We start from the raw sequence: 11,818 nt of genomic DNA, 5'->3' as shown, positions 1-11,818 counted from the left end.
TCCGGACCGACTTGTAGCCGAGTTCCAGGTGCTCGCGGACCGAGTCGAACAGTGAGGGGATGTCCGCGCCGGAGGCGTGGCCGTAGGCGCGCAGCCCGTTGCGGGACGCCCCGCCCAGGAGCTGGTAAACCGGCATCCCGGCGACCTTGCCCTTGATGTCCCACAGCGCCATGTCCACCGCCGCGATCGCGGCCATCGTCACCGGGCCGCGGCGCCAGTACGAGGACCGGTACAAGAACTGCCAGGTGTCCTCGATCCGGTGCGGGTCCTTGCCGATCAGCAACTGCGCGACGTGTTCCTTGAGGTACGCGGCCACGGCCAGTTCGCGGCCGTTCAGGGTGGCATCACCGATGCCGGTCACACCGTCCTCGGTGGTGATCCGCAGGGTCACGAAGTTACGGGAGGGGCTTGTCACGAACACTTCCGCGGCAATGATTTTCACAACAGGTCCTGGCTTTCTTTCAGGTCTAACAATGAACGTTTCCGGCCCTTCGGCCGGGACGGGGCGCCGTCCGCTTAGCGCTGGGTGGTACCGGCAACGTGGCCGCCGAGCAGCGCGAGTTCGCCGGTGCGCGGCAGGCCTTCCCAGTCCCCTGCGGTGCTCACCGCGAAGGCACCGGCCAGGGCGCCGCGCCGAAGGCGGCCGGGAACGTCCTCGCCGTCGAGCAGTGCCGAGAGGTAACCGGCGGTGAAGGCGTCCCCGGCGCCAACCGTGTCGATGCTCGTCACCGGCACAGCCGGGACCTCCCAGTGCCCGGCGCGAGTGTGTGCTCCGGCGCCGGCTGCCCCGCGCTTGACCACCACGTCCTGCACGCCAAGGCCCAGGAGGTGCTTGGCCATCAGGGCCTCGGCCTCTGCGGAGTCCGAGGGCACGCCGGAGTCGGCGGCGACCAGGTCGAGTTCGTCGTCGGAGGCGATGACAATGCTGGCGTGCCGGACGAGCGGGGATAGGACAGCCCGCGCTTCGTCGCGCGACCAGAGCTTGCTGCGGTAGTTGACGTCCAAGGAAACCAGGACGCCGGCGCCCGTTGCCCGGCGCGCTGCGTATTCCACGGCGTCCCGCGCTTCCGCGCTCAGTGCCGCGGTAATGCCGGTCATGTGAAGGATGCGGGCCCCGCCTTGGAGCGCAGCGTCGACGTCCTCCCTACAAAGAGTGGAACCGGCTGATCCGGCGCGGTAGTAGAAGGCGCGGCTGACATCGGCAGTCCGCTGCTCCAGGAACATCACGCCTGTGCTGCGGACGGAATCTTCCCGGTGGTGGAGCTCGATGCCCTCGGAACGCAGTTGGCGCTGGACGAACTGGCCATGCGGATCGGCACCCACCACGCCGGCCCAGCGCACTCTGTGCCCCAGCCTGGCCACACCGACGGCCACGTTCGATTCGGCCCCTGCCACATGCATGGACAGGCTGCCGCCAGCGGACAGCGGACCGCCCGAGCGCAGCGACACCATGGACTCACCCAGTGTCAGGAGGTCGACGTCGGCCCTCACTGGAGGCTCCCGGCCGTCCGGCCGCCGAACTCGGCGGACAGGCGGACGAAGCTGCGGGCGCGACCCCGGAGCGGAGCCAGATCGCCGCCGGAGCCGGCGTCGCCGAAAAGCGGACCGCCCAGCCCCACGGCGATGGCGCCGGCCTCCCAGTAGCCGGCCGCTTCCTCGAGCCCCACGCCGCCCACAGCGATGAAGGGGATCTCCGGGAAGGGGTCGCGCAATGCTTTGAGATAACGGGGCCCCCCGATGGATGCCGGGAAGAGCTTGACTGCGGTGGCGCCGCGGTTCATCGCTTCGTAGGCCTCGCTGGGGGTCAGCGCCCCCGCCAGGACGGGAATGCCGCGCCGTGAAGATTCGCCGATCGACTCCGCCAGCGCCGGCGTCACCGTGAACTGGGCTCCGGCATCGGCGATGTCGTCAACGTCCTGCACCGTCAGCACGGTCCCCGCCCCGACGAAACAGCCTTCGGGTGCCGACGAGCGAACGTCGCGGATCGCCGCCAGCGCGTCCGGCGTGGTCAGTGCTATCTCGACGAAACGGAATCCCTCCTCCATCGCGGCGAGGGCCGCCTTCGCGGCAGCCGGACCGTCGGTCCCGCGCACGATCGCGACCAGCCGGGTTTCCCTGATTCCTGCCAAGAGAAACTCGGGCGTCAAAGTGCTTTCCATTGCGGGGCTCTCCACTTCCTGCTTGGTCATGCTGGCCTTCACCACTCTGCGCTCACCACTCGGCAAACGAGCCGTCGGGGTGACGCCACACGGGGCCGCGCCACGCGTGCCCCTGCTTGTCTGCCGCCCGGACCACCGCTTCGTCGATTTCGATGCCGAGGCCGGGCCCGGTCAGCCGCTCGATGTGCCCGTCCACGAACTTGAGGGGCGTCTTGTCCACGACGTAGTCGAGGACTTCGGCGCCCTGGTTGTAGTGGATGCCGATGCTCTGTTCCTGGATCAGGAAGTTGGGCGTCGCGAAGCCAACCTGCAGGCACGCGGCCAGGGCCAGCGGGCCGAGTGGGCAGTGCGGTGCGAGCTGCACCTCGTAGATTTCGGCCAGTGAGGCGATCTTGCGGACCTCGGTGATGCCGCCGGCATGCGAGAGGTCGGGTTGCGCCACGGCGATGCCGGCCTGCAGAGCGGGGAGGAATTCCTGCCTGCTGTACAGCCGCTCCCCGGTGGACACCGGCGTGGTGGTGGATGAGGTGAATTCACGCAGCAGATGGGTGTTCTCGGGTACCACCGGTTCCTCAAGGAAGAACGGCCGGTACGGCTCAAGGAGCGGCGCCACCCGCCTGGCGTTGGCGAGGCTGAAGCGGCCATGGAAGTCGACCGCCACGTCGCGGTGGTCCCCCAAAACCTCCCGGGCGGCGGCCACCCTCCGGACCACGCCGTCGAGCTCCGCCACCGACGCGACAGGGCTGATCCGGCCGCTGGCGTTCATCTTGACCGCCGTGAGTCCGACTTCCAGCTGGGCGCTGATCTGGTCGGCCACCTCGTTGGGCTCGTCGCCGCCCACCCAGCCGTACATCCGGATGCGGTCGCGGACCGGTCCGCCCAGCAGCTGGTGGACCGGGGCGCCGAAGTGTTTGCCGGCGATGTCCCACAGGGCCTGGTCGAGCCCGGACACGGCGCTGGCCAGGATGGGGCCGCCGCGGTAGAAGGAACCTTTGGTCATGACCTGCCAGTGGTCCTCGATCCGCAGGGCGTCCTGGCCGATCAGCAACTCGGAGAGCTGGTCGACGGCGGTCCGGACGGTTTCGCTGCGGCCCTCGCAGCTTGCCTCTCCCCAGCCGACAATCCCGCTGTCCGTCTCGATGCGGACGAACAGCCAGCGCGGCGGGACCAGGAAGGTTTCTATTCTGCTGATTCGCGTCATGGCGTACCCCTAGCCCTTGGTGGCGCCGGCGGTCATGCCGGACACAATGTATTTCTGCGTGAAGAGCGCAATGATCATGATCGGGATGGTCACCACGGTGGCCGCGGCCATCAGTCCGCCCCAGTCGATGCTGGCGTAGGAGACGAAGTCGAAGATGGCCACGGGCAGCGTCTTGGTCTTCGAACCGGACAGCACCAGGGCGAACATGAAGTTGTTCCACGAGAAGATGAAGGACAGGATCCCGGCGGTGGCCATGCCGGCCACCGAAAGGGGCAGTGTGATGCGGCGGAACGCGCCGATCGGCGTGAGCCCGTCCACCTGGGCCGACTCCTCGAGTTCCAGCGGCAGGGAGTCGAAGTAGCTCATCATGATGTAGACGATCAGCGGCAGGGCGACGAACATGTGGCTGAGGATCAGCACCTCGAAGCCGCCCACCATCTTCAGGTTGGAGAAGACGTAGTACCAGGGCACCAGCAGGGAGACGCCCGGGATGACGCGGGCCATCAGGACCACCAGCGCCGAGCGGTGCATTGTGAAGCGGCTCATGGCGTAGGCGGCCGGGACGCCCAGGACCAGCGACAGGGCGGTCGAAACGAAGGCCACCCAGAAGCTGTTGAAGATGAAGACGAAGTAGTTGTTGCGCTGCAGCACGTTGGCGTAGTTCTCGCCGGTGGGCGTGAACAGGAAGGACTTGCCGGCGTCGTAGATGTCCACGTTGGTCTTGAAGGAGGCCAGCAGCATCCAGAACAGCGGCGCGATCAGGAACAGCACCACCGCGATCAGGGCAACCACGCGGAAGGTCTTGTAGGCGCGGCTGCGCAGCGGCTTCTTGCGGCGCGCCACCTGTGGCCGGCGCCGTGCCGGTGCCTGGGGTTCAGTCAGGAGGGTCATTTGCTTACCGCTTTCTTGCGCATGGTCAGCAGCCACATGGAGCCAATGATGATCATGAAGAACAGGATCAGTACGGCCGAGGAGAGCCCGTACTGGTTGTAGTCGAAGCTCAGCCCGTAGGCGTAGACGTTGAGAGTCTCCACCTCATGGAAGGAACCGCCGCCCTTGCCCTTGGTGGCGTAGAGGATGTCGAACGTCTTCAGGGCATCAATGCCGCGAAGCAGGATGGCCACGATGACCGTGGGCATCATCAGCGGCAGGGTGACGTAGAAGAAGCGCTGGACCGCGCTGGCGCCGTCCATCCGTGCGGCTTCATCCGGCTCATCGGAGAGGGAGGTGAGGCCGGCCAGGAGGATGAGGACCACCATGGGGGTCCACTGCCAGACGTCCATGAAGATGGTGGTGGGCAGGGCGGAATCCTGTCCGGAGAGCCACGGCTGCGGCGGAATGCCCACGAGGCCCAGTACCTGGTTGGCGAAGCCGATGTTCGGATCGAAGATCAGGCGCCACATCATGCCCACTGCCACGGGAGTGGCCACGAGCGGCAGCAGGATGGCCACCCGGACCCACTTTTCGCCGCGGAACGGACGCCACAGGAGCAGGGCGATGCCCATGCCGAGAATGATTTCGCAGGCGAGCGCCACGAAGGTGAAGGACAGCGTGCGGCCCACGGCCGGCCAGAAGCGCTCGGTATCGGTAAGGACCGTGAGGTAGTTCTCGAGGCCCACGAAGTCCGACGCCGCACGCACCGACCCCTGGGAGTCGGTCAGGCTCAGGTACAGGGTCCAGGCGAGCGGAAAGATGATGAGGACGCCCACGAAGATCATGGCGGGCGCCGCGAACAGCCACTTCCGGTGGCGGTTGGCCCAGGCGGAGAAATTCTCCTGGGCGCTAGCCGTTCGTCCGGAGGTCCGGGCAGGGGTCAGTACAGACATTGTTCACCTAAGAAGTTGGGGGTGAAAATCTTCAGCGGACGACGGCGGGACAACAGCCTGGCGGGTGCCCCGCCGTCGCGCTTTAGTTACTTACTTTTCGTCGTCCAGGAACTTCTGGAACGCGGTGTTGGCCGTGTCAGCTGCTGCTGAAGCGTCGGCACCGGTGATGGAGGCGACGATCGGGCCGCCGACGATTTCGCGGGCCTTGCCCACGGTGAGGACCTGCGGGCGGTCGTGGCCCACGCCGTTTTCAGCGCTCACCGCGATGGCGGCGGCGAGGTCCTTCGGGTAGGTGGAGGTTCCGGCGGGATCGGACCAGACCGAGGCGCGCGGCCCGGGGACGCCGGCCTTCTGTGCCTCAAGGGTACGTTCCTTGCTGGTGGCCCACTTGATGAACTTCCAGGCGTTGTCCTGATTGGCCGAGGCCTGGTTGATGCCCAGACCCCAGGACGGGATGTTGTACGGCTTGGAGCCGGCGGGACCGGCGGGCAGCGGCGCGAAGCCAACGGTCTCGGCCACCTTGGACTTGGCGGGGTCCGTGGCGTTCTTGTAGAGGGAATCCGCCTCGGTGTAGAAGGCGGCCTTGCCCTGGGTGAAGATGGCCATTGCCTCGGGCCAGCTCATGTCCGTGCTGACGTTCTTAGGGCCGTAGTTCTTGATCAGGCCGCCGTAGAAGGCGTACGCCTTCTTGGCTTCCTCGCTCCCGACGGCGGACTTGCCGCTTTCATCGGTGAAGTCGCCGCCGAAGCTGTACAGGAAGCTGGAGAACTGGGTGACGGCTGCCGACTTGCCGGTGCGGGCAACGAACCCTGCGGTGTCCGCGGAAGAAAGCTTCTTGGCGGCCGCCTCGAGCTCCTCCATGGTCTTGGGAACTTCGATGCCGGCGGCCTTCAGCAGGTCCTTGCGGTAGTAGAGCACCTCCCGTTCGGTGATGATGGGAACGCCCGTCACCTTGTCCTCATAAGTGGTGGCCTTGACGGGGCCGTCCTGGTAGTCCTTCCAGTTCCACCCGGCGTCCTCTGCCACCTTGCTGGTCAGGTCCGCGAGGTAGCCGTTGCGGGCAAACGCCTTGCCCTCCTGCAGCGGGCGGTACATCATGACATCGATTTCGTCGCTGCCCGCGTTGAGCTTGACGTTGTACTGGTCCGAGAGCTGGTCTTCGCCGAGCTGGGTGAGCTCCACCTTCAGCCCGGTGGACTTTTCGAACTCCGGAATTGCTGCCTTGATCCCTTCGGTCCACACATGGTTGGCGAGGGTGACCCGTACCGTGTCCGAGCCCTTCGACTCGCCGCTTCCGCCTCCGCAGGCAGTCAACCCCAGCGAAAGGGCCGCGGCGACGGCCGCATACTTCACTACTGAACGTCGCTTCATTACGACTCCTAAGATCATGGCCGGAGCTGCTCCGGCCGCCCGCATACGCATCTTTGCATCTGCTCCGGAAGCGATCATAGGGAAATAAAGCAGACTTAAACAACCCCTTGTGGCCCACGCGTATGATTTATTTATGAAATCTCCAAAGGCGGAGCCCTCCCAAGCCTTGCCGGTGTCGTTTCTGGAACGGCTGGGCCTGGCTATTGCCGACGGCACGCTTGCGCCGCACGCCGTGCTCCGGATCGACGAGCTGGAAGCCGAGCACAAGGTCTCCCGGTCAGTGGTCCGGGAAGCGACGAAGGTGCTCTGTTCGATGGGCATGCTCGAATCGCGGCGGCGCCTGGGAACGGTAGTCCAGGCCGTGGAGTGCTGGAATCTCTATGACCCGCAGGTAATCCGATGGCGGCTCGCCTCCTCCGCACGCCTGGACCAGCTCCGCGCACTTAACGAACTTCGCGGGGCGATTGAGCCGCAGGCGGCCCGGCTCGCCGCTGGCCGGATTTCGCTTGAGGACGGAAGTGAGCTCGTGTCCATTGCGGCCCGCCTATGGGCGGCGGGGCAGGGCGACAACCAGGAACAGTTCCTGCTCTTGGACATCGATTTTCATGCTGCTGTGCTCAAGGCGTCCGGCAATGCGATGTTTTCCCAGCTGCACAACCTGGTGCGGGAAGTCCTGACCGGCCGCACCGAACACGGGCTGGTGCCGCACCTTCCGCACCACGAGGCGCTCCAGCTGCACGTTGACGTGGCGAGCGCCATCCAGCGCGGCGAGGCTGAGGCTGCCCACGCCGCGATGAGCAGGATCGTGGAGCAGTCGACCGAGGAAATGGGTGACATCTGGTCCCGGCACCAGGGAGACGGCGGAATCCAGGAAAGCGCCGCCGGGGAAGGCGCAGTCGCGGCTGCCTCGGCCCACGCGGGGGCGAACGAAAGGACAGTTAACGCCTGACGGCGGCCCTGCGGCAGGTGTGATCCTGACACAGAGCCGCCGCCCAAGACAATCCCGAGGCTAGCGGCCGCCGCGCAATTCGAAACAGGCGCGCCGGTATTGCTGTCCGATGACCGGACGGAAGTCCGCCGCGGGGGTCGCCTCCAGTGCGGTCTTCCACTGCGGACGGTCCCCGGTCAAGGCCCAGGCGGCCTGCACGGCCGCGCCGCGTGCCACGTACTCGCCGGGCTCGGGAATGACAACGGGGAGATCGAAGACCTGGGCAGCTATCTTCTGGAGCGCAGGGTTCCGCACCGCGCCGCCGATCAGCAGGAGCCGCCGGGCCGGCACGCCCAGTTCCCGCAGCGCATCCATTCCCCCGGACAACCCACACAGCATGCCTTCGAACGCCGCCCGGGCGATGTTGCCGCGCGTTGCGGACGCAATGCTGAGGCCGTGCAGGCTCGCCTTCGCATCCGGGAGGTCGGGGGTACGTTCACCCTCGAAATAGGGCACCAGGACCACTCCCCCGGCGCCAGGGTCCGCTTCCAGGGCCAGCCGGGCCAATCCGTCGAAATCGACGTCCAGTACGTCGGCGATGGAACCAAGAACGCGGGCCGCGTTCAGGGTCACGGCGATGGGAAGGTAGCCCCCGCCCGCGTCGGCGAACCCGGCCACGGTTCCGGTCACGTCCGTGCAGGGATCGGCCGCGACGGCAAACACCGTGCCGCTGGTCCCCACGGAAACCACCACATCGCCGGAGCTGATGCCCAGTCCCAGCGCGGCCCCTGCATTGTCGCCGGCTCCGACCCCGACGGCGATGCCACCGCTTGCGGATGCGGCACCCGCCGCGCCGTTTCCAGCCGTAGGGAGGCATGCCAGGTGAGCGTGCCCCGCCGAAGCGCCGGGGTCCAGGACCCGGGGCAAAACGACGGCGTCCTCCAGCCCCGCGGAGTCCCCGGCTTCGCGGGCTGGACGGCCAAGGGCCAGATGAAAGAGCTCCAGGTCGTAGGCGCCGGTCTCCGGACTCCAGTAGCCGGTGCCGCTGGCATCGGAACGGTCTGTCATCAGCTGCTCAAGGTCCGGACCCAGGGGGCTGGACCCTGACGGGCCGAAGCCGCGCAGCCGCCACGTCAGCCAGTCATGGGGCAATGCGACGGCGGCCACCCGGGCCGCGATTTCCGGCTCATGGTCCCTGACCCACCTGACCTTGGTGGCAGTGAAGGACGCCACGGGCACCAGGCCGGTCCGTTTGGCGTAGTCCGCCGCACCCACTTCGTCGATGAGGGCGGCGGCAGCCACGGCAGACCTGGTGTCGTTCCACAGCAGTGCCGGGCGCAGAACACTGCCCTCCCGATCCAGCAGCACCATGCCGTGCTGCTGGCCCGCGATGGAGACGGCGCTGACGTCACCCAGCCCGCCGGCGTCGTCGATTGCCTCAGACAACGCCCGCCACCAGTGGTCCGGGTGGACCTCGGTACCGTCCGGGTGGCCGGCACGGCCTTCGCGCACCGGGGCACCGGTGTCGGCGTCCAGAATGAGGACCTTGCAGCTTTGGGTTGAGGAATCCACCCCGGCAACCAGTGTCATGGGATCAGCGTGCGCCGAGCAGGTGCTCGATGAAGAGCTGCTGGAGCTTCACGAAACCGAAGCCCTTGCCGCCGAAGTAGGCATCGGCGTCGAACTCCTCATAAGCGGACTTGTCGGCGAGCAACTGCTGGTATCCCTCACCAGGGTTAAGGGTGGGCTCGTTGATCTCGGCGACGCGCGACACCTGCAGAGCGGCCTGGACCTCGGGGTCTGCACGGAAGGCTTTGGCGCGCTCCTTCAGCAGCAGGTAGGTCTGCATGTTGGCGGCCGCCGAATCCCACACACCGTCGATGTCCTCGGTGCGGCTGGGCTTGTAATCGAAGTGGCGCGGGCCGTCATAGGCCGGGCCGCCGTTGGGTCCCCCGTTTTCCAGCAGGTCCACGAGCGAGAACGCGTTCTGGAGGTCACCATGGCCGAACACCAGGTCCTGATCGAACTTGATGCTGCGCTGGCCGTTGAGGTCGATGTGGAACAGTTTGCCCTGGTACAGGGCCTGGGCGATGCCGTGCGTGAAGTTGAGCCCGGCCATCTGCTCGTGGCCTGTTTCGGGGTTGATGCCCACGAGTTCCGGACGCTCCAGCGTTTCGATGAAGGCGAGGGCGTGGCCGAGCGTTGGCAGCAGGATGTCGCCGCGGGGTTCGTTCGGCTTCGGCTCGATGGCGAAGCGGATGTTGTAGCCCTTGTCGGTGACGTAGTCGCCCAGCAGATTCACGGCCTCACGGTAGCGCTCGAGCGCGCCGCGGATGTCCTTGGCGGCGTCGTACTCGCTGCCTTCACGGCCGCCCCACATGACGAATGTCTCCGCGCCGAGTTCGGCGGCGAGGTCGATGTTCTCCAGTACCTTGCGGAGGGCGAAACGGCGCACGCCGCGGTCGTTGCTGGTGAAGCCCCCGTCCTTGAAGACGGGATGGCTGAACAGATTGGTGGTGATCATGGGAACCACCATGCCCGTCGCTTTGAGCGCACCGGTAAGCCGGTCAATCTCCCGCTGGCGGTCCGCCGCCGAGCAGCCAAAGGGAAACAGATCGTTGTCGTGGAAGGTGATGCCGTAGGCGCCGAGGTCACTGAGCCTGTTGACGGCCTCTACGGTATCCAGCGGCGGGCGCGTGGCAGATCCAAACTGGTCCTGCGCCTCCCAGCCAACTGTCCAAAGGCCGAAGGAAAACTTGTCTTCACGGGTGGGCTGAATCGCCATTGAGAGCTCCGAAAGAAGTAGGGAGAAAGTTGCTGTCCGAACGGGGTCATCGATGCGACCCGAGAAATTGTTCTGTAGACAAACATATTCGTATTTCCAAGGATGTCAACCACTTTCGCGAGAATAGTCGCGCCGATCTGCACCGGTCCGCGTGCTGGAAACCTCTATTGTTTTGGCAGGCGGCTTGGTAAGTTGTGCTAGGCATCAAACAGACGTACGGCATCCCGATCAGAACGGTAATCGCAATGGAGCAACTCACCACGGAACGCAACTGGGCCGGAAACTACAGCTACAAGGCGCCGGCGACAGTCTTTCCGCACAGCGTGCAGGAGCTCCGCGAGGCGGTGGCCGACGCAGAGAAAATCCGCGCGCTCGGCTCCAGGCATTCCTTCAACGACATCGCCGACACACCGGGCATTCTGGCGTCGCTGGAGGGCCTCGACCCCGCAATAAGCATTAACGAGCAGGACATGACGGTGACGGTGAGCGGGGGCATCCGCTACGGAACCCTCGCCTCCGAACTCCACCGCCGCGGTTTCGCCCTGCACAATCTCGCCTCGCTTCCCCACATATCCGTGGCGGGCGCCGTCGCCACTGCCACCCACGGGTCCGGGGACCGGAACGGCAACCTGGCCACTGCGGTGGCCGGCCTCGAACTGGTCACCGCAGACGGCTCGCTGCTGACGGTGCACCGCGGTGATGCCGACTTTGCCGGCATGGTGGTGGGGCTGGGAGCCCTGGGTATTGTCACCAGGCTGACCCTGGACATCGAGCCAAGCTACGAGGTCAGCCAGAGCGTTTTCGAGAACCTTGACTGGAACCTGGTACTGGAGAACTTCGACGACGTCACCTCCGCCGCGTACAGCGTGAGCCTGTTCACCGACTGGAGCGGGCCGACCATCGGCCAGGCCTGGCTGAAGCGCAGGACAGTCGATGCCGGACAGCCGGGCGTGGAGTCCGGATTCTTCGGCGGGAAGGCTGCTGCCGAGGCAAGGCATCCGTTGCCGGGCGTACCCGGCACCAGCTGCACCCAGCAGTTGGGCGTCGCCGGCCCCTGGTCTGACCGGCTGGCCCATTTCCGGATGGAATTCAACCCGAGCAAGGGCGAGGAGCTGCAGAGCGAGTACCTCATTCCCCGCGAGCACGCCGCGGATGCCCTCCACACCATGCGCCGGCTCTCAGGTGTGGTGAAACCCCTGCTGCTCGTCGGTGAAATCCGCACCGTCGCCGCGGACAACCTTTGGCTGAGCCCGAACTACGGCCGTGACGGCATCGGGCTGCACTTCACGTGGCGGCAGGACCAGCCGGCTGTTGAGGCGGTCCTGCCGGTACTGGAAGCAGAACTGGCGCCCTTCGCGGCGCGGCCCCATTGGGGCAAGCTGTTCGAAGGCGACGCCGCCGCCGTCGGGCCGCTGTACCCGCGCTTTGGTGACTTTAAGGCACTGGCCGAAAGGCTGGATCCCGCCGGAAAGTTCCGCAACAGCTTCGTCGACCGCAAGGTATTCGGAAGCTGATATTGTCGCGATGATGCCCTCCCCAGCCCGCGGA

The 11,818-nt window shown here is 66.2% G+C and carries 10 protein-coding genes and 1 pseudogene; 2 read left to right on the top strand and 9 right to left on the bottom strand.

Going from position 1 to position 11,818, the window contains the following annotated elements; translation table 11 throughout:
- The 7 genes and pseudogenes from LQ144_RS21945 to LQ144_RS21915 form a co-directional block, all read right to left on the bottom strand.
- A pseudogene (locus LQ144_RS21945) lies at window positions 1-442 on the bottom strand (bifunctional D-altronate/D-mannonate dehydratase); the annotation flags it as partial.
- A gap of 74 nt (window positions 443-516) precedes the next feature.
- Window positions 517-1,491, bottom strand: coding sequence for a sugar kinase (locus LQ144_RS21940; RefSeq protein WP_230121366.1), 975 nt, complete (start codon window positions 1,489-1,491; stop codon window positions 517-519).
- Window positions 1,488-2,189: a bifunctional 4-hydroxy-2-oxoglutarate aldolase/2-dehydro-3-deoxy-phosphogluconate aldolase gene (locus LQ144_RS21935; RefSeq protein WP_230121365.1), complete on the bottom strand. Its 702-nt coding sequence runs from the start codon at window positions 2,187-2,189 to the stop codon at window positions 1,488-1,490. Before LQ144_RS21935 ends, LQ144_RS21940 begins: the two co-directional genes overlap by 4 nt.
- A gap of 22 nt (window positions 2,190-2,211) precedes the next feature.
- Entirely contained in the window at window positions 2,212-3,360 is a 1,149-nt protein-coding gene (dgoD, locus tag LQ144_RS21930) for a galactonate dehydratase (protein ID WP_230121364.1), read from the bottom strand.
- Between the two features lie 9 nt (window positions 3,361-3,369).
- The gene (locus LQ144_RS21925) at window positions 3,370-4,251 is read right to left on the bottom strand and encodes a carbohydrate ABC transporter permease (protein WP_230121363.1); all 882 of its coding nucleotides are present in this window, start codon (window positions 4,249-4,251) and stop codon (window positions 3,370-3,372) included.
- On the bottom strand, window positions 4,248-5,186 hold the full coding sequence (locus LQ144_RS21920; protein ID WP_230121362.1) for a sugar ABC transporter permease: 939 nt from the start codon (window positions 5,184-5,186) through the stop codon (window positions 4,248-4,250). The genes LQ144_RS21925 and LQ144_RS21920 overlap by 4 nt, the downstream gene beginning before the upstream one ends.
- Before the next feature lie 90 nt (window positions 5,187-5,276).
- On the bottom strand, window positions 5,277-6,557 hold the full coding sequence (locus LQ144_RS21915; RefSeq protein ID WP_230121361.1) for a sugar ABC transporter substrate-binding protein: 1,281 nt from the start codon (window positions 6,555-6,557) through the stop codon (window positions 5,277-5,279).
- Window positions 6,558-6,690: 133 nt separating this feature from the next.
- Here LQ144_RS21915 and LQ144_RS21910 point away from each other — a divergent pair, with 133 nt between their 5' ends.
- Complete coding sequence (locus LQ144_RS21910; protein WP_230121360.1) at window positions 6,691-7,506, top strand: FCD domain-containing protein; 816 nt, start codon at window positions 6,691-6,693, stop codon at window positions 7,504-7,506.
- A 60-nt stretch (window positions 7,507-7,566) separates the two neighbouring features.
- Here LQ144_RS21910 and LQ144_RS21905 read toward each other — a convergent pair whose 3' ends face one another.
- Together LQ144_RS21905 and xylA are read right to left on the bottom strand one after the other, a co-directional pair.
- On the bottom strand, window positions 7,567-9,075 hold the full coding sequence (locus LQ144_RS21905) for an FGGY family carbohydrate kinase (protein WP_230121359.1): 1,509 nt from the start codon (window positions 9,073-9,075) through the stop codon (window positions 7,567-7,569).
- Window positions 9,076-9,079: 4 nt separating this feature from the next.
- Window positions 9,080-10,270, bottom strand: a complete 1,191-nt coding sequence (gene xylA / locus LQ144_RS21900; protein ID WP_230121358.1) for a xylose isomerase — start codon at window positions 10,268-10,270, stop codon at window positions 9,080-9,082.
- 245 nt (window positions 10,271-10,515) lie between these two features.
- On the opposite strand from xylA, the gene LQ144_RS21895 reads away from it, so the two are divergent.
- The gene (locus LQ144_RS21895) at window positions 10,516-11,784 is read left to right on the top strand and encodes an FAD-binding protein (protein ID WP_230121357.1); all 1,269 of its coding nucleotides are present in this window, start codon (window positions 10,516-10,518) and stop codon (window positions 11,782-11,784) included.
- The last annotated feature ends 34 nt before the right edge of the window (window positions 11,785-11,818 follow it).

Origin of the sequence: Arthrobacter sp. Bi83 (genome assembly GCF_918698095.1) — a bacterium.
In the GTDB taxonomy this organism is placed as follows: Bacteria; Actinomycetota; Actinomycetes; order Actinomycetales; family Micrococcaceae; genus Arthrobacter.
This window is presented reverse-complemented; position numbering and strand designations above follow the sequence as displayed.

Excerpts from the sequence above, each read along its gene's own strand:
- LQ144_RS21920 (WP_230121362.1), bottom strand. The coding sequence starts at position 5,186 with ATGTCTGTACTGACCCCTGCCCGGACCTCCGGACGAACGGCTAGCGCC.
- xylA (WP_230121358.1), bottom strand. The coding sequence starts at position 10,270 with ATGGCGATTCAGCCCACCCGTGAAGACAAGTTTTCCTTCGGCCTTTGG.
- dgoD (WP_230121364.1), bottom strand. The coding sequence starts at position 3,360 with ATGACGCGAATCAGCAGAATAGAAACCTTCCTGGTCCCGCCGCGCTGG.
- LQ144_RS21910 (WP_230121360.1), top strand. The coding sequence starts at position 6,691 with ATGAAATCTCCAAAGGCGGAGCCCTCCCAAGCCTTGCCGGTGTCGTTT.
- LQ144_RS21925 (WP_230121363.1), bottom strand. The coding sequence starts at position 4,251 with ATGACCCTCCTGACTGAACCCCAGGCACCGGCACGGCGCCGGCCACAG.
- LQ144_RS21935 (WP_230121365.1), bottom strand. The coding sequence starts at position 2,189 with ATGACCAAGCAGGAAGTGGAGAGCCCCGCAATGGAAAGCACTTTGACG.
- LQ144_RS21895 (WP_230121357.1), top strand. The coding sequence starts at position 10,516 with ATGGAGCAACTCACCACGGAACGCAACTGGGCCGGAAACTACAGCTAC.
- LQ144_RS21915 (WP_230121361.1), bottom strand. The coding sequence starts at position 6,557 with ATGAAGCGACGTTCAGTAGTGAAGTATGCGGCCGTCGCCGCGGCCCTT.
- LQ144_RS21905 (WP_230121359.1), bottom strand. The coding sequence starts at position 9,075 with ATGACACTGGTTGCCGGGGTGGATTCCTCAACCCAAAGCTGCAAGGTC.